Annotated in this window: 18 protein-coding genes; 8 read left to right on the top strand and 10 right to left on the bottom strand. The window is 73.2% G+C overall.

The genetic code is table 11. The annotated features are described in order from the left end of the window. Positions 1–403: 403 nt before the first annotated feature. On the bottom strand, positions 404–658 hold the full coding sequence (locus ACIA8N_RS24900; protein WP_365783695.1) for a hypothetical protein: 255 nt from the start codon (positions 656–658) through the stop codon (positions 404–406). Positions 659–1289: 631 nt separating this feature from the next. Between ACIA8N_RS24900 and ACIA8N_RS24895 the strand changes: the two genes are divergently transcribed. Both ACIA8N_RS24895 and ACIA8N_RS24890 read left to right on the top strand, forming a co-directional pair. Continuing rightward, a complete protein-coding gene (locus ACIA8N_RS24895; protein WP_365783697.1) occupies positions 1290–1784 on the top strand; it encodes a hypothetical protein in 495 nt (164 codons plus the stop codon). A gap of 105 nt (positions 1785–1889) precedes the next feature. Continuing rightward, on the top strand, positions 1890–3887 hold the full coding sequence (locus ACIA8N_RS24890) for a protein kinase (RefSeq protein WP_399416785.1): 1998 nt from the start codon (positions 1890–1892) through the stop codon (positions 3885–3887). Here the strand turns inward: ACIA8N_RS24890 and ACIA8N_RS24885 are convergent. Together ACIA8N_RS24885 and ACIA8N_RS24880 are read right to left on the bottom strand one after the other, a co-directional pair. Then, positions 3876–4283, bottom strand: coding sequence for a Zn-ribbon domain-containing OB-fold protein (locus ACIA8N_RS24885; RefSeq protein ID WP_365783701.1), 408 nt, complete (start codon positions 4281–4283; stop codon positions 3876–3878). The genes ACIA8N_RS24890 and ACIA8N_RS24885 overlap by 12 nt on opposite strands. Beyond that, positions 4280–4732: a DoxX family membrane protein gene (locus ACIA8N_RS24880; protein WP_365783704.1), complete on the bottom strand. Its 453-nt coding sequence runs from the start codon at positions 4730–4732 to the stop codon at positions 4280–4282. The genes ACIA8N_RS24885 and ACIA8N_RS24880 overlap by 4 nt, the downstream gene beginning before the upstream one ends. 175 nt (positions 4733–4907) lie before the next feature. On the opposite strand from ACIA8N_RS24880, the gene ACIA8N_RS24875 reads away from it, so the two are divergent. Then, entirely contained in the window at positions 4908–6098 is a 1191-nt protein-coding gene (locus tag ACIA8N_RS24875) for an NAD(P)/FAD-dependent oxidoreductase (protein WP_365783706.1), read from the top strand. Positions 6099–6162: 64 nt separating this feature from the next. Here the strand turns inward: ACIA8N_RS24875 and ACIA8N_RS24870 are convergent, their stop codons facing one another. Then, the gene (locus ACIA8N_RS24870) at positions 6163–6333 is read right to left on the bottom strand and encodes a hypothetical protein (RefSeq protein ID WP_365783708.1); all 171 of its coding nucleotides are present in this window, start codon (positions 6331–6333) and stop codon (positions 6163–6165) included. A gap of 223 nt (positions 6334–6556) precedes the next feature. On the opposite strand from ACIA8N_RS24870, the gene ACIA8N_RS24865 reads away from it, so the two are divergent. The 4 genes from ACIA8N_RS24865 to ACIA8N_RS24850 all read left to right on the top strand — a co-directional run bounded on the left by ACIA8N_RS24865 (position 6557) and on the right by ACIA8N_RS24850 (position 13963). After that, the gene (locus ACIA8N_RS24865) at positions 6557–8779 is read left to right on the top strand and encodes an acetate--CoA ligase family protein (RefSeq protein WP_365783709.1); all 2223 of its coding nucleotides are present in this window, start codon (positions 6557–6559) and stop codon (positions 8777–8779) included. A gap of 8 nt (positions 8780–8787) precedes the next feature. Next, complete coding sequence (locus tag ACIA8N_RS24860; protein ID WP_365783711.1) at positions 8788–9576, top strand: enoyl-CoA hydratase-related protein; 789 nt, start codon at positions 8788–8790, stop codon at positions 9574–9576. A gap of 199 nt (positions 9577–9775) precedes the next feature. Further along, positions 9776–13273, top strand: coding sequence for a hypothetical protein (locus tag ACIA8N_RS24855; RefSeq protein ID WP_365783713.1), 3498 nt, complete (start codon positions 9776–9778; stop codon positions 13271–13273). Between the two features lie 108 nt (positions 13274–13381). Continuing rightward, a complete protein-coding gene (locus ACIA8N_RS24850; protein WP_365783848.1) occupies positions 13382–13963 on the top strand; it encodes a flavin reductase family protein in 582 nt (193 codons plus the stop codon). Here the strand turns inward: ACIA8N_RS24850 and ACIA8N_RS24845 are convergent. The 3 genes from ACIA8N_RS24845 to ACIA8N_RS24835 form a co-directional block, all read right to left on the bottom strand. Beyond that, the gene (locus ACIA8N_RS24845) at positions 13960–14181 is read right to left on the bottom strand and encodes a hypothetical protein (RefSeq protein WP_365783715.1); all 222 of its coding nucleotides are present in this window, start codon (positions 14179–14181) and stop codon (positions 13960–13962) included. The two genes, ACIA8N_RS24850 and ACIA8N_RS24845, sit on opposite strands and share 4 nt — an antisense overlap. Before the next feature lie 23 nt (positions 14182–14204). Then, positions 14205–15506: an MFS transporter gene (locus ACIA8N_RS24840; RefSeq protein ID WP_365783717.1), complete on the bottom strand. Its 1302-nt coding sequence runs from the start codon at positions 15504–15506 to the stop codon at positions 14205–14207. Between the two features lie 104 nt (positions 15507–15610). Further along, on the bottom strand, positions 15611–16870 hold the full coding sequence (locus ACIA8N_RS24835; RefSeq protein WP_399416784.1) for an MFS transporter: 1260 nt from the start codon (positions 16868–16870) through the stop codon (positions 15611–15613). Between the two features lie 64 nt (positions 16871–16934). Here ACIA8N_RS24835 and ACIA8N_RS24830 point away from each other — a divergent pair, with 64 nt between their 5' ends. Beyond that, complete coding sequence (locus ACIA8N_RS24830; RefSeq protein WP_365783719.1) at positions 16935–17924, top strand: helix-turn-helix domain-containing protein; 990 nt, start codon at positions 16935–16937, stop codon at positions 17922–17924. Here the strand turns inward: ACIA8N_RS24830 and ACIA8N_RS24825 are convergent. The 3 genes from ACIA8N_RS24825 to ACIA8N_RS24815 form a co-directional block, all read right to left on the bottom strand. Then, positions 17876–19114, bottom strand: a complete 1239-nt coding sequence (locus ACIA8N_RS24825) for an MFS transporter (RefSeq protein WP_365783721.1) — start codon at positions 19112–19114, stop codon at positions 17876–17878. The two genes, ACIA8N_RS24830 and ACIA8N_RS24825, sit on opposite strands and share 49 nt — an antisense overlap. Before the next feature lie 74 nt (positions 19115–19188). Continuing rightward, positions 19189–20238 carry a Zn-dependent alcohol dehydrogenase gene (locus ACIA8N_RS24820; RefSeq protein WP_365783723.1) on the bottom strand — a complete coding sequence of 350 codons (1050 nt, stop codon included), beginning with the start codon at positions 20236–20238 and terminating at the stop codon, positions 19189–19191. Beyond that, entirely contained in the window at positions 20235–21167 is a 933-nt protein-coding gene (locus tag ACIA8N_RS24815; protein ID WP_365783725.1) for an SDR family oxidoreductase, read from the bottom strand. The genes ACIA8N_RS24820 and ACIA8N_RS24815 overlap by 4 nt, the downstream gene beginning before the upstream one ends. Positions 21168–21237 lie beyond the last annotated feature (70 nt).

Raw genomic sequence — 21237 nt, 5'->3', positions numbered from 1 at the left:
TGGCTAGTGGTGACGGGCGGGCGGGTCCGTCGCGGTCGGTTCGGGGTGCGCGGAAGTTGAATGGGGCGGTCAGGCTGCGCTCAGCGGGTCGGGGAGGGGAAGTGGTCGGGCTTCAGGCCCCGCTGGTGACTCCCGGCGGTGGGGAGCGGTGTTTGCGGCGGGCGCGTGTAGATAACTCCGCTCTACTCCCGGTAACCACCCCCCGAAGGGAGGGCAAAGAGGATTAATCGCCCATCTCGACCCCAGACGGTGCGCGCAATCCTCGCCGCACCTCACTTCGTCGCCCCCCACGCACGGCGGAACACGCGGAACACCCCGGGCGTGGGGGCTCCCGGGGTGTTCCGTGAAGTTCCAGCGAGAACGACGCCTCGTCGTCAGTGGCGTTCATTTCCCGCCGGGCAGGTCAGCTGTCGTAGTAGAGGTCGTAGTCCCAGCCGGACCACTGACAGACGTAGACGGTCCACCGGCCGTTGTTCTTGCCCCACTCTCCGACCTGGCGGCACTCCTCCACGGTCCAGTAGTCGTCGTAGAACTTCATCTCGGCGGGCCTGGCCGGGGCCGCCGAGGCCACGGGGGCCACAGCGCCCAGGAGCCCTGCGGCAGCCGCGAGAGCGGCCATCACACCAGCGGACCTGGCGGCGATCGCACGTACGGACACGGATCTCTCCTTTCCTGTCGACACACAGCGCAACATCAATATCGCGCTGCGTAATCATCCGATCACGGGGTGAGATGCGAGGGGAAGGGAGCGCGCGAGGCAGAGATCCGACGGCCACCGCGCCCTTGCGCGCCCCCTTTGATCTTGTGCTGCGCACGCCCTCGCTGCCGACGTCGGACCTCAGCCGGGGCGAGGAACCACCCACGCACACAGACCAGCGGGGCCTGAAGCCCAGCCACGCGACGAACGCAAGGCGCCAAGCCCTGTCGGGCCGCCCCATTCGACTTCCGCGCACCCCGAACCGGCCGCCACGGACCCGCCCACCCCTCACCACTAACCCAGCCCCCACCAACCGGCCTGGCGGACGCACGCCAACCCCGGCCGCTGCCCGGGCCTCCGCGTGGCCTCACCCCCCGGCCGCCCTCCGAGTGTGAAAAGGCGGCCTCCGCCGCCGGGTCAAGGGTGGCCGAAGGCCATCGCGCAGCGACGTGACCGCAGGGAGCGCCCTTGACGCGGCGGCGGAGGACGCCACACTCGGAAAGAGGGCGGCCGCACCCGACACCCACGTAGCCGGATCACCCCACGCGCCTCACCCCGCCGCAGACGCGCCTCATGGGACCGTGGGTTCACCATGAACACCAAGACGACGACCCTCGCGGCCTGTGCCGTGGCTGCCGGGGTGCTGGGGCTGGGCGGCTGGTTCGGCTGGTTCGGCCACCAGGACCTGGAGGAGCGGGCCGGCCCCGGCTACGGCCTGCGCGGCTACGACGCCACCAGTCCGGTGAGTACGGCGCCCCTCACCGAGAACGTGTTCACCGGGCGCGTGACCCGGTTCGACGGGACGCGCGACATCGAGGGGTGGACGCAGGACCTCTACCAGGTCGAGGTCTTCTCCGTCCTGCGCGGAGACCTGCGGGGGACGGTCCGCGTCACGTACGGGCTGGACGAGGGCTTCACCGACCGGCTGCAGGACGGCCGTACGTACGTGTTCGCCACCCACGCCTGGGAGGACGTCCCGAAGAACGGGCACGCCCACCTCTTCCAGGGCCCGATGACGCCCGTGGACGAGGCGCAGCTGACCGCGTGGAGGGCGGCGGTGGCGCTCCCCATGGCGCCGGATCAGTAGCCGGCGCCTTGCCGCGTACCGCATTTAGCCACCTTCAACCGCACTGCCGGGCACCGCACTTGGCCGCCATTCAGATCGTTCACCCCCTCCGCTACTGTGTCGGCCATGCAGGGGGAACCGGAAAACAATTCGAGTCTGGACAGTCTGAGCGGCAGCGGGGCGATGCCGCTCGAGTCGGGTGACCCCCGGCAGATCGGTGCGTTCAGACTGCTCGGCGTGCTCGGGTCCGGCGGTATGGGGCGGGTCTATCTCGGCGCCGTGCCTGGGAAGTTCGCGGCGGTGAAGCGGGTGCTGCCCGTGCTCGCCGAGGACGCCGACTTCCTGAGTCACTTCGGGCACGAGCTCGACAACCTCGCCCGGTTGCCCTCCGGCGCCAACACCAAGCTCCTCGCCAGCGACCGCACGGCCAAGCCGCCTTGGTTCGCTACCGAGTTCATACCGGGCATCACACTCAGCGAGGCCATCCGGCTGAACGGCGGCCCGCTGACCGGCGAGGCCCTGTGGCGGCTGCTGCGCGAGGCGGCGGCCGGTCTGCGCGTGGTGCACGGCGCCGACATGGTGCACCGTGACCTCAAGCCGTCCAACGTCATGCTGACCTCCTCCGGTCTCTCCCTCATCGACTTCGGCGTTGCCCGCGCCGCCGACCAGAGCCGTCTGACCAGGACCGGCATGGTCATCGGCACCCCCGCCTACATGGCCCCCGAGCAGGCCGTCGCCGAGCGGCGACTGACCGGCGCCGCCGACGTCTTCGCCCTCGGCAGCCTGCTCCTCTACGCGGCGAACGGCCGGCCCCCGTTCGGCGACGGCTCCGGTCCCGACCTCCTCTACCGTGTCGTCCACGGCGAGCCCGACTTCGGGCGCCTCACCGAGGCCGATCCCGAGCTCGCGGAGCTCATACAGAAGTGTTTCGCCAAGGATCCCGCGGACCGTCCGACCGCCGACGAGCTGGTCGGGCTCACCGAGGAGCGCGCGGCCGGGGCCGTCTGGCCGGCGGCGGTCAGCGAGCGGATCGGCGAGCGGGCGACGTTCGCGGCCGGGGCGCCCACGGCCGAGCAGCTCGCCGAGCTGGAGAAGGCCGAGCCCGCGCAGGACGTGGCGACGGCCTCCCTCACCCCGCAGGGCGGCCGGGAGCCCGCGACCGCCTCGCCCGATCCCCTGGCCGTCACCGGTCAGGCGGCGCCCGGCAGGCGGGAGGGGCGGCGGAACCGTTTCGTCATGTTCGCCGTGCCCGTCGTCGTGGCGACCGGCACCACCCTGACCGTCGCCCTCGGCCCGTACGAGATCGGCCGGCTCGGCGCGGGCCCGGGGTCGTCCGCCGCGCCGCCGTCGACCGTGGCCTCGCAGCCGGCGAACGTACCGTCGGCGGGCGCGTCCGGGTCGCCGTCCTCGCAGACCCCCGGCGGCTCCAAGTCCCCGTCGTCCAAGCCGCCGGGCTCCTCCCCCGGCGCACCGCCCCCCGCCGACGGCGGTGGTGGCGCGGGTGGTGGCGCCGGCGGCACCGGCACCGTGCCCGGCGGCGCGGGCGGGTCCGGCAGTGGGTCCGGCAGCGGCTCGGGGAGCGGTTCCGGCAGTGGTTCCGGTGGCGGTTCGACCACCACCGCCCCTTCGGGCGGCGGCACGACGGCCCCTCCCGCACCGCAGCCGACGACGCAGAGGCCCGCTCCTCCGCCGCCCTCCCCGTCCACGGGCGGCTCGGCGCCCTCGGGGACGTACTCCCTGGAGAACGGATCCAGCGGCAACTGCCTGGCGGAGTACAACGCGGGTTTCGGCAACATCGTCACCTCGGTCGCGTGCGGCTCCCAGGGCAACGGAACCGCCACCTACTGGTACTCCTGGACCTACTCACCCGGCGCGAACGGCACCTTCCGGCTGATCAACAAGAAGTCCGGCCGCTGCCTCCAGCCGGCGGGCAACACCTCCGTCACGACCGTCGCCTGCAGCGGGTCGAGTCTTCAGTCCTGGAGGGTCCTCACCTCCACGTCCTCCGGCCGGACCTTCAAGAACATGAGCGACGGAAAGTGCCTGACGGCCGGCTCGTTCGCGATGACCTACACCTGCGGTGCCGGAGCCAGTCAGCTCTGGCGGAACATCTCAGCCCTCTGAGCGCGGGCGTCCGAAGACGGGGACCGTGACCTCCCCCTCCGCCCTGAAGGCGACCTCCAGATCCATCCCGATCCGGAGGTCGCCCTCCGGCACGCCCACGACCTGCGTCATCATGCGCGGGCCCTCGGCCAGGTCGACGACGGCGGCGACGTACGGCACGCGTTCGCCGAAGGGCGGGAGGTCGTTCCGGTGGACGACCGACCAGGTGTAGAGGGTGGCCCGGCCGCTCGCCCGCTCCCAGCGGACGTCCTCGCTCCAGCAGTGCGGGCAGAACTCGCGCGGGTAGTGGTGGGTCCTGTCGCAGGCCGCGCAGTGGCGCAGGAGCAGGTGCCCTTCGGCTGCGGCGTCCCAGTACGGTCGCGTGAAGGCGTCGATGTCGGGGTCGGCGGCCGTCATCGGAAGAGTCCGAGCGCCGAGTCGAGGGACCAGGTCTGCCAGGACATGGAGAGGAGGGCGACGAAGGAGATCAGCGCCATCATCGCGTTCTGCCCCTGCTCGGCCCAGTCGTGGATCATCAGGACGAGGTAGAGGATGTTGAGCAGGAGGCCGCCGATCAGGGCGACGGGGGTGAGGAAGCCGGCGACCAGTCCGAGGCCGATGGCGAGTTCGGCGTAGACGACGACGTACGCCATGAGCTTGGGGCGGGGTGCGACGACGGCCTCGAAGCCCTTCCCGACCTGGGGCCATCGGTGCTTGGCGGCGACGTCGGCGGCCCAGGCGATGCCGGTGCCGCGTTCGAACCAGCCCTTCCTGTCCTTGTGGCGCCAGCTCTCCAGCCACCACAGGCCGAGGCCGATGCGGAGGACGGCGAGCCATTCGGCGCCGGTGAGCCAGACGGTCTGCATGCGCGTCCCCTCGACGGACCGGGCGAATCGAATCTGACGGTACGTCAGTTCAGCGCAGCCCCCGCCCCCGCGCAAGGGGCTGGTACGCGGAGATCGGGCACGCGTGACCGATTCGCAACCGAAATCCCTCTCGGTCGAGACCCACTGCGTGTACACGTCATTACGCTCAGCATTCATGGCCACCACCCCCCAGCAACCCTCCACCCACCCCGTGTACGTCATCGGCGGCGGCCCCGGCGGACTCGCCGTCGCCGCCGCCCTGCGCGGGCGCGGTGTCCGGGCCGTCGTCCTGGAGAAGTCCGACGCCGTCGGCGCCTCCTGGCGCACCCACTACGACCGGCTCCGCCTGCACACCACCCGCCGCCTCTCCGGCCTCCCCGGGCTTCGGATACCCCGCTCCTTCGGGCGCTGGGTCGCCCGCGCCGACGTGGTGCGGTACCTGGAGAAGTACGCCGAGAAGCACGAGCTCGACGTCGTGACGGGCGTCGAGGTCCACCGCGTCGAGCGGGCGGGCACGGAGTGGGTCCTGCACGCGACCGGCGGGCGACGGCTCGTGGCGAGCGCGGTCGTCGTGGCCACCGGCTACAACCACACCCCGCGCCTGCCCGACTGGCCGGGCCGCGACGCCTACCGGGGCGAGCTGAACCACGCCCGGTCCTACCGCAACCCGCAGCCGTACGCCGGGAAGGACGTCCTCGTCGTCGGCATCGGCAACACCGGCGCCGAGATCGCCGCCGACCTCGCCGAAGGCGGCGCGAAGCGGGTCCGGCTCGCGGTACGGACGGTCCCGCACATCGTGAAGCGCACGACGGCCGGCTGGCCCGCCCAGCGCTCCGGCATCCTGATCAGGCGGCTGCCTGCCCGTCTGGTGGACCGCCTCGGCGCGCTCCTCGCCAGGTTCGCCATGCCGGACCTGACGGCGTACGGGCTGCCCCGGCCGGACACGGGCCTCGCCACGCGCCAGCGCGAAGGCGCGGTGCCGGTGCAGGACGTGGGCCTGATCGACGCGGTGCGGGCCGGGAAGGTCGAGATCGTCGCCGCCGTCGAGGGCTTCGAGGGCGAAGAGGTGCTCCTCGCGGACGGCACCCGCATCGCCCCGGAGTCCGTCATCGCGGCGACCGGCTACCGGCGGGCCCTGGAACCGCTGCTCGGGCACCTGGAGGGCGTACTCGACGAGCACGGACGCCCGGTGACGCACGGCGCGCGCTGCCCGCGCGAGGCGCCGGGGCTCTATTTCACGGGGTTCACGAATCCGATCAGCGGGATGCTGCGAGAACTGGCGATCGACGCGGAGAAGATCGCGCGCCGGATCGCGCGGGCCGAACGGACGGCGGCGAAGTCGAGCGCGAACGCGTCCCGCGGCTGACGACGGCGCCCCGCCCCCCAGGGGAGTGGGGGCGGGGCGCCTGCTGATCCCGGGGGGAACGGGATCAGAACGTGGAGAGGCCGTTCCAGCCCCAGCCGATCTTCACGCGGCTCTTCAGGCCGCCCGCGCCGTTCCCGTCGTACCGCCACAGGACACCGGCGGCGTCCTGAGCGAGGACGGCCAGGGCGGTGCCGAGAGCTCGGCGGCGTCCCCGGGTGCGGGTGGCGCGGGTCACGTGTCTCCCTGGGTGGTGGTCGTCGGACGTTCGGGGCATGCCGTCCGACAGGTGAGACACACCTCCCCCTCGAAGGGTTGTACGAGGCCGGGAGATCGTTCCGCCGCTGCCCGGAGGATCCGTCCGGCACCGACCGCCGCACACCCATTCCTGACTGACCGTCAGTTCTGTAATCTGACTTGGCGTCAGCTGTATACGGATGGGCGAAGGGCGGGCGGAACACATGCTTGGATCGACTCACGGCACCTTCACCACCGGTCTCCGCGCCCGCGTGGTCGCCTGCGGCGAGGCGCCCCCGGTCGTCGTGCACGGCGTCACCGCCGCCCCCGGAGACCAGGACGTCAGCGGGCGCCCGCTGTACGCCCCCGTACCCGACCTCGACCGGTTCTTCCGGCCCGAGTCCGTCGCCGTCGTCGGCGCCTCCGACACCGAGGGGCGGCCCAACACCGGCATCACCCGGCAGCTGCTCGCCTGGGCCGAGCGGGTCGGCGCCCGGCTCGTGCCCGTGCACCCGACCCGTACCAGCGTGTTCGGGATCGACTGCGTGCCCTCCGTCGGCGCCCTCGCCGAACCCGTCGACCTCGCCGTCCTCCTCGTCGCCGACCCGCTGCCGGTCATCGAGGAGCTGGCCGCCGCCAAGGTCCGGTTCGCGGTCGCCTTCGCTTCCGGCTTCGCCGAGACCGGCGAGGCCGGCGCCGCCGCGCAGGAACGTCTCGCCGCCGCCGTACGCCACTCCGGGCTCCGGCTCCTCGGCCCCAACACCAACCTCAACGCCTTCGAACGCTTCCGCGAGGACCTCGAAGGGCCCGCCGTCGCGCTCATCACCCAGTCCGGCCACCAGGGGCGGCCCGTCTTCACCCTCCAGGAGCTGGGCGTCCGCCTCTCTCACTGGGCGCCCACCGGCAACGAGGCCGATCTGGAGACCTCCGACTTCATCTCGTACTTCGCCGGACGGCCCGAGGTCGGCGCCATCGCCTGCTACGTCGAAGGGCTCAAGGACGGCCGTTCCTTCCTCCTCGCCGCCGACCGGGCCGCCCGCCACGGCGTCCCCGTCGTCGCCGTGAAGGTAGGCCGCACCGAGACCGGAGCCCGTACCGCCGCCTCCCACACCGGCAAGCTCACCGGCGCCGACCAGGTCGTCGACGCGGCCATGCGCCAGTACGGGGTGATCAGGGTCGACGGGCTCGATCAGCTCCAGGACACCGCGACCCTGCTCGCCCGCGCCCGCAGGCCGCAGGCCGACGGCGTCGTCGTCTACTCGATCTCCGGCGGTACGGGCGCCCACTTCGCCGACCTGGCCACGGCGGCGGGGCTCGAACTCCCCACCCTCACCCAGGACAAGCAGGACGAACTCCACCAGTGGATACCGCAGTACCTGAGCGTCGCCAACCCCGTCGACAACGGCGGACACCCGGTGGGCGACTGGCGGGGCCGGAAGATCATCGACGCGATCCTCGCCGACCCCTCCGTCGGGGTGCTGATCTGTCCGATCACAGGCCCCTTCCCGCCCATGAGCGACCGGCTCGCCCAGGACCTGGCCGACGCGGCGGAGGCGACGGACAAGCTGGTGTGCGTGGTCTGGGGGTCCCCCGTCGGAACGGAGGAGGCCTACCGGACGACTCTGCTCGGCTCCTCGCGCCTCGCCACCTTCCGTACGTTCTCCAACTGCATCGGGGCCGTGAAGGCCTATCTCGACCACCACCGCTTCACCAGCGGCTACCGCTCGCCCTTCGACGAGGCGCCCCGCACCCCCTCCCCCTCCCTCCGCAAGGCCCAGGCCCTCATGCGGCCCGGCCGGCGGCTCAGCGAGCACGCGGCGAAGCAGCTCCTGCGGGCGTACGGGATACGGGTGCCGCGCGAGCAGCTCGTCACCAGCGCGGCGGCGGCCGTCCGTGCCGCCGGGCTCGTCGGCTACCCGGTGGTGATGAAGGCCTCGGGCGCACAGCTCGCCCACAAGACGGAACTGGGCCTGGTGAAGGTCGGACTGACCTCCGCCAGCCAGGTGCGGGACGCGTACCGCGAGCTCACCGACATCGCCCGCTTCGAGTCCATCGACCTCGACGGCATCCTCGTCTGCCAGATGGTCGGGCGCGGGGTCGAGATGGTGGTGGGCGTGACCCGTGACGAGCTGTTCGGGCCCACGGTCACGGTCGGTCTGGGCGGGGTCCTGGTGGAGGTCCTCGGCGACACGGCCGTGCGTGTCCCGCCCTTCGGGGAGCAGGAGGCCCGCTCGATGCTCGCCGACCTGCGGGGGCGGGCCCTCCTCGGCGGCGTACGGGGTGCCCCGCCGGCCGACGTCGACGCGCTCGTCGAAGTGGTCCTGCGGGTGCAGCGGATGGCCCTCGAACTCGACGGCGACCTCGCCGAACTGGACATCAACCCGCTGATGGTGCTGCCGCGTGGTCAGGGCGCGGTGGCCCTGGACGCGCTGGCGGTCTGCCGATAGGAGTTTCTGTGGACGAGGTCCTGCACGCCGTCGACAACGGCGTCTCCTGGATCACGCTCAACCGCCCCGAGGCGATGAACGCGGTCACCTGGGACCAGCGGGAACGCATCATCGCCCTCCTCGCCGAGGCCTCCGCCGACCCCGGGGTCCGGGCGGTCGTCGTCACCGCCGCCGGCCGGGGCTTCTGCGCGGGCGCGGACCTGCGGGGTGCGCCCGCGGCCGGTGCGGACCGGGTCGCAGGGGACGTGACGCGGATGATCCGGCTGGGCGCGCAGCGGTTCGTCGGAGCGGTCATGGACTGCGAGAAGCCGGTGATCGCGGCGGTGAACGGGACGGCGGCGGGGATCGGGGCCCACCTCGCCTTCGCCTGCGACCTGGTGCTCGCGGCGGACTCGGCGCGGTTCATCGAGGTGTTCGTACGGCGGGGGCTCGTCCCGGACGGGGGCGGGGCGTATCTCCTCCCCCGGCTGATCGGGCCGCAGCGGGCGAAGGAGCTGATGTTCTTCGGGGACGCGGTGTCGGCGGCGGAGGCGCGGGAACTGGGCCTGGTGAACCGGGTCGTCCCTGCGGAGGACCTGGAGAAGACGGCCCGCGAGTGGGCCGGGCGCCTGGCCCAGGGGCCGACCCGGGCCCTGGCCCTCACGAAGCAGCTGGTGAACGCGTCCCTGGACGCGGACCGGGCGACCGCCTTCGCGGCGGAGGCGGTGGCGCAGGAGCTCAACATGACGACGCGGGACGCGCAGGAGGGGGTGGCGAGCTTCGTGGAGCGGCGGGAGGCGCGGTACGAGGGGCGGTAGCCACGAGGGGCGGTAGCGGAGGCTTCTCACGTGGGCCTTATGGTGTGTCGCCACAGACCACACACTGCCGCTCCGGGGGGAACGGAACATGCCCAACTCCGCGCGCTCGCGCATGGAATGCCGAAGATCCCGAAGATCCATAAGGTCCGGGATATCCAGGACTTCACTTCTTCTGGTCCCTGCCCTGCTGACGGCCCTGATGGGCGCCGCGATCCCGTCGGGCACGGCCCTGGCGGCGACGCCGCCGATCGCGACCACCGCGACGACGACCGCGACGACCCCGAGCGCGGCACCCGCGCAGGAGCCTGAGCCGACGGCGACGACACCCGAGCCGACGGCCACCGCCGAACCGACACCCACCGCCGAGCCCTGTCCGGCTCTTCCGCTCACCCCGCTCGGCGCCCCTGGCGACGCGCTCGGCGCCTTCACGGTCGGGGAGCGCGGCACCACCTGCTTCACCGTCACCGTGGAACGGCCGGGCCTGCACCGGATGCTCGTCGCCGGGCAGTACGAGCACCCGTCGCTGCACTCCGGCGAGACCCGGGTGGACTGCGAGGACTGGGGCTACCGCGAGACCTGGTGCGAACTCGCCGCCGGGACGTACACGCTCCAGGTCTACAACAGCCACTGGGAGACGATCACCAGCCACGTCTCCCTCGTCCCGCTGATGAACGCCCCTGGCTGCCCGGCCGTCGCCGGCACCGGTTACGACACGGCTCCGGCGACCGGCACGGGCGTCGGCCCGACGGGCGTCGTCTGCCACTCCTTCACCGGCGCCCCCAACGAGCGGATCACCGTCGACGCCCGCCGCGTCGACCACGGCACGGTCACATCCTGGATCACCGACGGCACCGGCAAGCGGATCTGCCCCGCGTACAACAGCGACGCCAGTGACGGCTGTGTGCTTCCCGAGGGCTCCGGCGGCTACCGCGTCCTCGCCCTCGTCGGCGACGCCGAGGACGGCTCCGCCTCCCCGTACACCGTCACGGTCCGGCGCCTGTCGGACCCGCGGGGCTGCGTCACCGCCCCCGTGACCGCCTACGGCTCCGCGCCCGCCGCGGCCGCCTCGGGGACCGGGTGCCGGACGTTCACCCCCGCCGTGAGCGGCCGCTACGACGTGAGTTCCGTCAGCACGTCCGGCGAGGCCTCGGGCGCCGAGGTGTACGCGGCGGACGGCACAACCGTCTGCGCGTACGGAGAGAACTGCGCGCTCACCGCCGGCGCCCCGTACACGGTCGTCACCCGTGACGCCGTCCGTGTCCTCGACCGCACCTCCACCGAGGGCTGCACAAGCGGCGTCACGCTCGCCGCCGACCTCCAGGGCATCTTCTCCGCCCCCGCCGAGGTCGACTGCCTGCACCTGCCGGTGCCGCAGGGCGCCCACGTCGCCGTCCTCACCGACCGCGCCCCCGACGTCACCGTCGTCGACGCGAACGGCACCGCCTTCTGCGGGGACGACCTGACGGACGGCACCTGCGCGCTCGGCGGCACCGCCCCGTACCGCGCCCTCGTCACCGAGCGCGACCCGTACGAGGAGGGGGACGACTACCGTCTCGTCGTGCACCGCACGGACACGGCGAGCGCCTGCCGGACCTTCCTGGCCGGCGACTTCACGGCCGACCCGGTCCGGATGAGCGTGAAGAACGGCGACGGCGTCTTCGCCGACTGCCTGACCGTCCCGGCGGCCGACCACTCCGCGCGGGAACTCGTCCGGATCCAGAAGGTCTCGGGCACGTCGGCGGCCGAGGTCAGCGTCCTCGACGCCACCGGCAGGCAGGTCTGCGCCATCCGCTCGTACTACGGCACGTTCTCCACGTGTGCTCTGACCCCGGGGCTCGCGCACACCGTCCTCGTCCAGGGCCGTGACGTCCCGGGCGAGTTCGCGCTCAGCCGCCGGGACGTCACCGCCACCGCGCGCGGCTGCGTCCCGACCCCGGCCACGGCCGTCGGCGGCCCGTCCACCGGCGGTGTCCCGGCCGCGCCCGGGACGTTCCTGTGCCACCAGGTGACCACGGCCTCCGCCGCGGACACCCTGCACCTGAACGTGCGCGACGCGCAGGGCAGCGCCCGGCAGATCGCGTACGACGCGAGCGGCAAGGCCGTCTGCGACTACTTCTCGGCGGGCTGCGCCGTCACCGGCTCCGACCGCTACCAGGTCCTCGTGGAGGTCCCCGAGGACAAGACCGCCGCGGCCGCCTACCGTCTCGACGCGCTGCGCATCGGAACGTCCGCGGGGCCCGCGCCCGAGTGCGTCAGGGTGCCGAACGTGAGCTACGGCTTCGGGCCGCTCACCGCCACCCTGAGCGAGCAGAGGACGGCGGTCTGCGCCGTGCTCCCCACGGCGTCCGGCGACCGCTTCGACCTGGCTCTCACCCCCGCGGGGACCTTCGAGCAGTCGCCGACGCCGTGGCTGTACGACCGGTCGACGCTGCGGAACGGCTGCCACGGGTCGTACTCCAGCGAGGGCCAGACCTACGCGTGCGGCCTGCCGAACGCCTACCCGAAGGCGTCCGCTCCGTCCACGGTCGTGATCGGACTGCCCGAGAAGCCGGCCCAGAGCTCCACGGCCCTGCGGGCCGCCTTCACCTGCACGTTCCCGACCTGCGGCCTCGACGAGCGCACCGTGGGCACGGTGGGGCCCGGCACGCTCGGCCGGGGCAAGGTCACCATGACCGTCAACGGCAGCGCGCTGCACGAGAACACTACGGTCGAGGTGTCCGACGGCGCCTACAGCGCCCGGTCGACGACGGTCTCCGTCGCCCCCGACCGCCGGAGCATGACGGTCGCCCTGAACCTGACGAGCGCCCCCCTCGGGTCCCTGAACCTGAGCGTGTTCGCGCACGGCATGCAGTACGGGAAGGGCTCCGTCACCGTCGTCGCCGCCCTCCGCGCCACCGCCGTCCCGTCCTTCACCGGCACCGCCGTCGTCGGCGGCACGGTCACGGCGAAGGCCGGGACCTGGTCGCCGGTGCCGGACTCGTACGCGTACCAGTGGCGGGCGAACGGGGTCGCCGTCGCGGGGGCCACGGCCGCCGCGTACACGGTCCCCGCCGCGCTCCAGGGCAAGCAGCTGTCGGTGGCCGTGACCGCGCGGAGGACCGGGCATCCGGTCGTCACCGCGACGAGCACCTCCGTGGTGGTCAGGGGTGTCGCGCCCAAGCCCACCAAGGTGCCCTACTTCACCGGCGCCACCCGCGTCGGCAGCAAGGTGACGGCCGTGGTCGGCACCTGGTCGCCCGCGCCGACCTCGTACGCCTACCAGTGGCGGGCGAACGGCGTGGCGATCTCGGGCGCGACGGGGTCCTCCTACGTCCCCGCCGCCGCCGTCCTCGGCAAGAAGCTGACGGTGACCGTGACGGCTCACCGCACCGGACACCTGAGCGGGGCGTACACGACCGCCGGGTACACCGTCGCCACGGGCCTCGCGCCGAAGGCGACGGCCGCGCCGTACGTCACGGGCACGGTCCGGGTCGGGCGGACGCTCACCCTGAACCGGGGGACGTGGACGCCGGCGCCGACCTCGTACACGTACCAGTGGTACGCGAACGGGCGGGCGATCACCGGGGCGACGAGGACCACGTTCACGCCGGCGAGCGCGCAGCGCGGCATGCGGATCACGGTGAAGGTGACGGCCCAGCGGACCGGTCACTACTCCGGGGTCGCGTGGACGACGTCCACGGTGGCGGTCGCCGGCTGACCCGTCTCTGCTCGGAAGCCCCCGGGGCGGCGGTCGGTCCGTCGCCCCGGGGGCTTCCCATCTGACGATCCGTCAGCTTCAATGGGCGGTGTGATGGGACACGCGGGGATGGCGGCCACCGCCGTCCGACACCTGAGAGCGGCCGGTTCGCCGACGGCCGTGGAACCACTGCCCCGGCCGGTGCTGCGCGCGGTACGGGAGGACGAGCGCCCACCCGTCGACCCGGCCGAATTCCGCCGCGTCCTCGGCCACTTCGCGAGCGGGGTCACGATCGTGACGGCCCTCGACGCGACCGGCCCGACGGGCTTCGCCTGCCAGTCCTTCGCCTCGCTCTCCCTCGACCCGCCCCTGGTCGCCTTCATGGTCGCCCGCACGTCGACGACCTGGCCCCGGATCGCGGACGCGGGCGCCTTCTGCGTCAACATCCTCGGGGCCGGACAGGGCGACCTGTGCCGCTCGTTCGCGGTGAGCGGCGCGGACAAGTTCGCGGGCGTGGACTGGGCCCCGGCGCCTGGGACCGGCTCCCCCCGCCTGCCGGACGCCCCCGCCTGGATCGGCTGCACGATCACCGCCGTCCACACGGGCGGCGACCACCTGATCGTGGTGGGGAGGGTCGAATCCCTCGGCGCGACGGAGGACAGCGATCCGCTGGTCTTCCACCGGGGGCGGTTCGGGCGGTTCAGCTCCTAGCTTTCCGCGTACAGCGCGATCCCGCCCACCATGAAGACGCTCACCACGGCAAGCGAGCCCCACAGCAGCAGGGAGACGAAGTAGCCCTGCCTCGCCGGCCGGGTGAGCAGCGCCGCCACGGCCAGGACCGCCAGGCCCGCCCCGGCCTCCAGGCACAGCGCCAGTGTCGAGACCCGCAGCATCCGGGCGTGCGTACGCCCCATGTCAGGACCGCTCACGCGCGATCACCCCCTGAAGATCATCATGCTCCCGCCAGGGAGAGCCCCTCCGTCCGGGGCCGCCTGATCACCAGGGACATCAGGGCCGCCGCCGCGCACAGGGCGCCCGAGGCGTACCAGACGACGTCGTACGTGCCGAAGACGTCCCGGGCCACGCCGCCCGCGAAGGCGACCGCCGCCGCGCCCACCTGGTGGGAGGCGAGGACCCAGCCGAAGACGATCGCCGAGTCCTCGCCGTAGTGCTCGCGGCACAGGGCGATCGTGGGCGGGACGGTCGCCACCCAGTCCAGGCCGTAGAAGACGATGAAGAACAGCATCGGCGGGTGGACCGAGGGGGCCAGCAGCATCGGCAGGAAGAGGAGGGAGACGCCGCGGAGCGCGTAGTAGACCGCGAGCAGCCGGCGCGCCTCGAAGCGGTCCGTGAACCAGCCGGAGGCGATCGTGCCGACGACGTCGAAGACGCCGATCACCGCGAGGAGCCCGGCCGCCGCCGTGACCGGCATCCCGTGGTCGTGGGCGGCCGGTACGAAGTGCGTCTTGACCAGGCCGTTCGTCGACGCGCCGCAGATCGCGAACGTGCCCGCCAGCAGCCAGAACGGGCCGGTGCGGGCCGCCCTGAACAGGACGGTGACCGCGCGGCGGGCCGCGCCCGTCACCGGGGCGGGCTTGTCGGCGAACTCGCCGCCGTACGGGGCGAGCCCGACGTCCGCCGGGTGGTCCCGGAGCAGCAGCCACACGAAGGGCACGACCGCGAGGGCGGCGAGCGAGACGGTGACGGCCGCCGGGCGCCAGCCGTGGTGCTCGACCAGCCAGGACAGGAGGGGGAGGAAGACCAGCTGGCCCGACGCGCCGGCCGCGGTGAGGATGCCGGTCACCAGGCCCCTGCGGGCGACGAACCAGCGGTTGGTGACGGTCGCGGCGAAGGCGAGCGCCATGGAGCCGCTGCCCAGGCCGACGAGGACGCCCCAGAAGAGGACCAGCTGCCAGGCCGCCGTCATCCACACGGTGAGGACCGAGCCGAGGGCGATCACCGTCAGGGCCACCGCGACGATCCGGCGGATGCCGAAGCGGTCCATGAGAGCGGCGGCGAAGGGGGCGGTCAGGCCGTAGAGGGCCAGGTTCACCGACACGGCGAAGCCGATGGTGCCCCGCGACCAGTCAAACTCCTCGTGCAGCGGCTCGATCAGCAGGCCCGGCAGGGACGCGAAGGCCGCGGCGCCGATGATCGTGACGAAGGTGACCGCCGCGACGAACCAGGCGCGGTGAATACGGGGAGCGGGGCGGGTGGAGTGCGCCGAAGAGCGGCTCTCGGTTGTCTGGGCCATGCCACCGAGCCTCCCGCCTGGGAATCGGCCCGACGACTGGCCCGGATGACAGGTTTGCAAAGGATCGGGCCACCGGGCGTCGCGGTGCTCGCGGTCAGCGGCCCCTACAGCCTCGGCAGCGTCCTGATCGGGCGTGCCGCGAGCAGCGCGCCCACCACGAGCACCGCGATGACCGCCCCCGCGAGCAGCACCCGCTCCGTGCCGACCGCCGCCGCCACCGGCCCCGACAGGGTGCGGCCGACGCCCATCATCAGGAGCGAGCCGGCCACGTCGTACGCGTGCATCCGGTTCAGGGCCTCCTGCGGTACGTGCGTCTGGACGGCCGTCGACCACATCACCAGCCAGAAGGCGAAGGCCGCCCCGCCGACGAACTGACCGGCGGCGAGCAGGGGCACCGGCGCGGCGAGGCCGAGCAGGGCGAGGTTCACGGGGAGGCCGAGGAGCGCCACCGCGCCCGCCGCGAGGGGGGTCCGGGGGCGCAGCCGGAGCGCGAGCAAGCCGCCGACGGCGCTGCCGGCGCCGTTGACGGCCATGAGGACGCCGTACGCGGCGGAGCCGTGGTCCTCGGTGACGAGGCTCGCGGTGAGCGGCACCATGGGGCCCGCGACGGTCAGTCCGTACACCGTCCAGATGGCGATGACTCCCCAGAGCCAGCTCCGCGCCCGGAACTCTCGCCAGCCGCCCGCGAGTTCGCGGCCGAGGGAGTCGCGGCGCAAGGAGTCGGAGGGGATCGGGGCGATCCGCATGAGGGCGAGGCAGAGGGCGCTGACGGCGAACGTGGCGCCGTTGACGGCGAACGCGGCGCCCGCGTTCCACAGGGCGACGAGGAGGCCGGCGGCGGCCGGACCCGCCATGGTCATCAGGGCCTCGGCCACCCGCAGGACGGCGTTGGCGCGCTGCACGTCGGGGGCGATGCGGGGGATCGTGGAGGCGACGCCGGGCTGGAAGAGGGCGGCGCCCATGCCGCTGAGGAGGGAGAGGGCGTAGACGGCCCACAGGGGCGGGCTGCCGAGGGTGAAGGAGACGGCGAGGACGGCGGCTCCCGGCAGTCGCAGCAGGTCGGCGAGGATCATCATGCGGCGGGCGGTGAACCGGTCGGCGAGGACGCCGCCGAAGAGGACGAAGAGCGCGAAGGCGGCCGTCCAGCCGCCGAGCGCGTAGCCGACGGTGGAGCCGGGGTGCCCGGCTCCGAGGAGTCCGGCGGCGAAGGCGACCGGGACCATGCCCTCGCCGAAGACGGCGACCGCGCGGGCGACGAAGAAGAGCCGGAAGCCACGGTTCCAGAGTGCGGGCGGCTCGGCGGGCGGGTCCGGCGGGGCGGGAATCCGTTCGGCGGCCTCAGACTTGTACGTGTTGTCCGTCACGGAGACGAAGAGCTATCAGCCAGCTGGTCTACACCACCACCGATTTTCGGAGGGAGCACCGCCCGTGCCCACGCCCCACCGCGTCGCCGTCCTCGCGCTGCCCGGCCTCCTCCCCTTCGAACTGGGCATCCCGCACCGCATCTTCGGCCGCGCCCGCGACGCCGAGGGCCGGCTGCTGTACGAGATCGTGACCTGCGCCCCGGTCGCGGGCCCCGTCCCCACCGACGCGGACTTCTCGGTCCACGTCGAGCACGGCCCGGAGGCCCTCGCCACCGCCGACACGGTCGTCGTGCCCGCCTCGTACGAACTCGGTCCGGTCTACGACGAGGGCAGGCTGACCGAGGAGCTGGCCGCCGCCCTCGCCCACATCCGGCCCGGCACCCGGCTCGTCTCGATCTGCACCGGCGGGTACGTGCTCGCCGCCGCCGGCTTCCTCGACGGGCGCCCCGCCACGACCCACTGGTCGTCCGCCGCGCACTTCCAGCGCATGTTCCCGCGTGTACGGGTCGACGCCGACGTCCTGTTCGTCGACGACGGCGACGTCCTCACCTCGGCGGGCGTGGCCGCCGGGATCGACCTGTGCCTGCACATCGTGCGCCGCGACCACGGCACGGCGGTCGCCAACGACGTCGCCCGCAGGACCGTCGTACCGCCGCACCGGGACGGCGGCCAGGCCCAGTACATCGAGCGGCCCCTGCCGGAGTCCGGCACCCACACCACGACCGCCGCGCGGGCCTGGGCGCTCGCGCACCTCCACGAGCCGATCCAGCTGCGGGACCTGGCCGAGAAGGAGGCGATGAGCGTACGGACGTTCACCCGCCGCTTCCGTGACGAGGTCGGCGTCAGCCCCGGCCAGTGGCTCACCCGGCAGCGCGTCGAACGCGCCCGGCACCTCCTGGAGTCCACGGGCCTGCCCGTCGACCGGGTGGCGCGGGACGCGGGCTTCGGCACGGCCCAGTCGCTGCGGGCGCACCTGATGAGCGCGATCGGCGTGACCCCGACGTCCTACCGGCGCACCTTCCGCTCGGCCGCCTCGGGCGCGCCCGCCACCTGAGACTCCCGGGACTCCCCGGCTTTCTCGGTGCGACGGGTCAGCCGCCGCTCCCCCAGGGCTCCGACCGCCGTGAGCAGTACGGTCAGCGCGACGCCGCAGAGGATCGCGGTCGACGGGGCCACGGCCTTGAGCAGGCCGCCCGCGAGGGCGCCGCTCGCCGCGTAACCGGCACCGACGGCCGCGTACATGACCGAGTACCCGGCGGCGAGCGCGGACGGCGGGAGGAGCCGGCGCAGGGCGAGGTTGCGGGAGAGCGCGGCGGGCGCCTGGAGGAGTCCGGCGACGACCAGGACGGCGCCGATGGCGGCGGTCCAGGGCAGGAGGGCGACGAGGGCGACTCCCGCGGTGACCGCGAGGACCAGGACGACGGACTGCACGAGCAGCGGGCCCGGCCAGCGCGCCCGCAGGCCGTAGACGAACGCGCCGACGGCCGACCCGATCGAGAACCCGGCGAGCAGGGGTCCTGCCCAGCCGACGGCGATCCCGCGCTGTTCGAGCAGGGCGGGCAGGATCAGTTCGGCGAGCGCGAGCAGCGAGAGCCCGGCGGCCCCGAGGACGTACACGGGCCAGACCCGCAGCAGCGCCCGCCGCGCCGAGCCCCCCTCCTCCGGCGGCCCGGCGGCCCAGCCGGCGGGCAGCAGCCGCATCCCGGCCGTCGACAGGCCCATCAGGACGGCCATGAGGAGCAGCGGCACGGCGGGTGCGGCGCCCAGTGCGAGGCCGGCCGCGAGCGCGGGGGCGGCCGCCCACACGCCGAAGGTCAGCATCGTCTCCATGCTCATCGCCTGCGTGACGGCCCGCTCGGGGACCATGCTCGTCAGGAGGGCGCGCAGCCCGCCCGCGACGGCCGCGGGTCCCGCGCCCGCGACGATCGCGAGCACGGCGAGGACGAGGGGGTGCGCGCCGGGCGCGAGCGCGAGCCCGGCGAAGCCGACGGCGCCGACGGCGAGTCCGGTGACGAGCTGGGGCCGGGCGCGCTCGGCGTTCATGCGCATGCCGAGGACGGGGGCGGCGACGATCTCCCCGATGACGTACGCGGCGGCGAGCGCGGCCCCGAGGGAGTACCCGCCGGGCCGCTCGCGCACGAGGAAGACGAGCGCGAGCGGCGCCATGGCGACGGGCATCCGCCCGGCGGCGGTGACGGCACACCAGACGAGGACGGGGCGGTTGACGAGCTCCCGGTAGGACATGCCCACGACCGTAACGGCCGGGTGGTCCTGTCACCCAGGGAGATTCCGCGGCTTCGTGGGCCTGCCCGTACGGCTCAGAAGGTGAGCACCCCCCGCGCCACCTTCCCCCGTTCCGCGTCCTCGGCGGCCCGGGCGAAGTCCTCGACCGGGTAGGTGGCGGTGACCAGTTCGTCGAGGAGGAGGGCGCCCGAGCGGTACAGCTCGGCGTACAGGGCGATGTCCTTCTGGGGGCGGGAGGAGCCGTAGCGGCAGCCCAGGACCGACTTGTCCAGGAACATCGCCGCCGGCGGGAAGCTCGCCTCCGCCTTCGGGGCGGTCATGCCGAGCAGGATCGCCTGGCCGTGCCGGTCGAGGAGGTCGATCGCGGTGCGGACGAGGCCGGTGTGGCCGACGCACTCGAAGACGTGGTCGGCGCCGGTGGGCAGGATGTCCCGTACGCCGTCGGTGGAGGCGAGGAAGTGAGTCGCCCCGAACCGCCGGGCCACCGCCTCCTTCCCGGGGTTCGTGTCGACGGCCACGATGGTCAGGGCGCCCGCGAGCCTGGCGCCCTGGAGGACGTTGAGGCCGATGCCGCCGGTGCCGATGACGACGACGGTCTCGCCGCGGCCGACCTTCGCCCGGTTGAGCACGGCCCCGACGCCGGTGAGGACGCCGCAGCCCATGAGGGCGGCCGAGGTGAGCGGGATGTCCCTCGGGATCTTCACGGCCTGGACGGCCTTCACGACGGTCCGCTCCGCGAACGAGGAGTTCGAGGCGAACTGGTGGAGCGGCTCCCCGGCCCGTGAGAACGGCCGCCCCGGCATCCCGATCGCCTTCCGGCACATCGTGGGACGCCCCCGGTCGCAGTCGGCGCAGGCGCCGCAGTTCGCGAGTGTGGAGAGGGCGACGTGGTCGCCGGGGACGACGTGGGTGACCCCGGGTCCGACGGCCTCGACGACCCCGGCGCCCTCGTGCCCGAGGACGACGGGCGGGGGGAACGGGATGGTCCCGTCGATGACGGACAGGTCGCTGTGGCAGAGGCCGGCGGCGACGATCCCGACGAGCACCTCGCCGGGGCCGGGGTCCCGTACCTCCAGGTCGTCGACGACCGTCACGGACCTGCCGTCGAACACGACACCCCTCATGAGCCGTTCTCCTTGCCCGTGTTGGGGCGCGACCCTGCCGCCGCCGCCCTGGCCATCTCGTCGAGCCGTGCCAGCATCGGCATCGGGTCCACCCCCACCGTCCCCGGCAGGAAGTCCGCGATCCGTTCCGGTGTCCACGCCCCGCCCTCCGCGTACCCGGCGCGCAGTTCCCTCGGCTGCGCCCAGACCGCGATCTTGGGGCCCGCGATCGTGTACACCTGGCCGGTGATCCGCTCCTCCCGCGCCCGCTCGGAGAGCAGGTAGACGACGAGCGCCGCCACGTCCTCGGGCTCCCCGATCTCCTTCAGCTCCATGGGGACGTTCGCCGACATCCGCGTCCGCGCCACCGGCGCCACCGCGTTCGCCGTGACCCCGTACTTGTGGAGTCCGAGCGCCGCCGACCGGACGAGCGAGATGATCCCGCCCTTCGCGGCGGAGTAGTTGGCCTGGGCCACGGATCCCTGGTGGTTGCCGCTGGTGAAGCCGATCAGGGTGCCGGAGCCCTGCTTGCGCATGACCGCCGAGGCCGCTCTGAAGACGGTGAACGTGCCCTTCAGGTGGGTGGCGACCACCGGGTCCCACTCCTCCTCCGACATGTTGAAGAGCATCCGCTCGCGCAGGATGCCCGCCACGCACACGACCCCGTCGATCCGCCCGTACTCCGCGAGCGCGGTGTCGACGACCCGCTGTCCGCCCGCCATCGTCGAGATGTCGTCGCCGACAGCGACGGCCGCGCCGCCCGCCGCCTCGATCTCCTTCACGACGGACAGCGCGATCTCGGACGTCGGTTCCCCGCCCTCGATCGACACCCCGTAGTCGTTGACGACGACCTTCGCGCCCTCCGCCGCGCACGCCAGGGCGACGGCGCGGCCGATGCCCCGTCCCGCGCCCGTCACGGCGACGACCTTGCCAGCCAAGAAGTTCCCCACGCCCGGCCCCTTCCGTCACTTTCTGACGGTCCGTTAGATTCGTTCGTCGTCAGGATTCTACGGTCCGTCA

It is taken from the genome of Streptomyces sp. NPDC051822 (assembly GCF_044452745.1).
In the GTDB taxonomy this organism is placed as follows: Bacteria; Actinomycetota; Actinomycetes; order Streptomycetales; family Streptomycetaceae; genus Streptomyces.
The sequence above is the reverse complement of the archived record's forward strand: the minus strand, read 5'-3'. Positions and strand labels throughout refer to the sequence as shown.

Bases quoted from the DNA above. Each gene is read 5' to 3' on its own strand.
- ACIA8N_RS24865 (WP_365783709.1), top strand. From the start codon at position 6,557: ATGCTTGGATCGACTCACGGCACCTTCACCACCGGTCTCCGCGCCCGC.
- ACIA8N_RS24840 (WP_365783717.1), bottom strand. From the start codon at position 15,506: ATGGCCCAGACAACCGAGAGCCGCTCTTCGGCGCACTCCACCCGCCCC.
- ACIA8N_RS24875 (WP_365783706.1), top strand. From the start codon at position 4,908: ATGGCCACCACCCCCCAGCAACCCTCCACCCACCCCGTGTACGTCATC.
- ACIA8N_RS24850 (WP_365783848.1), top strand. From the start codon at position 13,382: ATGGCGGCCACCGCCGTCCGACACCTGAGAGCGGCCGGTTCGCCGACG.
- ACIA8N_RS24895 (WP_365783697.1), top strand. From the start codon at position 1,290: ATGAACACCAAGACGACGACCCTCGCGGCCTGTGCCGTGGCTGCCGGG.
- ACIA8N_RS24820 (WP_365783723.1), bottom strand. From the start codon at position 20,238: ATGAGGGGTGTCGTGTTCGACGGCAGGTCCGTGACGGTCGTCGACGAC.
- ACIA8N_RS24855 (WP_365783713.1), top strand. From the start codon at position 9,776: ATGGGCGCCGCGATCCCGTCGGGCACGGCCCTGGCGGCGACGCCGCCG.
- ACIA8N_RS24825 (WP_365783721.1), bottom strand. From the start codon at position 19,114: ATGTCCTACCGGGAGCTCGTCAACCGCCCCGTCCTCGTCTGGTGTGCC.
- ACIA8N_RS24890 (WP_399416785.1), top strand. From the start codon at position 1,890: ATGCAGGGGGAACCGGAAAACAATTCGAGTCTGGACAGTCTGAGCGGC.
- ACIA8N_RS24880 (WP_365783704.1), bottom strand. From the start codon at position 4,732: ATGCAGACCGTCTGGCTCACCGGCGCCGAATGGCTCGCCGTCCTCCGC.
- ACIA8N_RS24885 (WP_365783701.1), bottom strand. From the start codon at position 4,283: ATGACGGCCGCCGACCCCGACATCGACGCCTTCACGCGACCGTACTGG.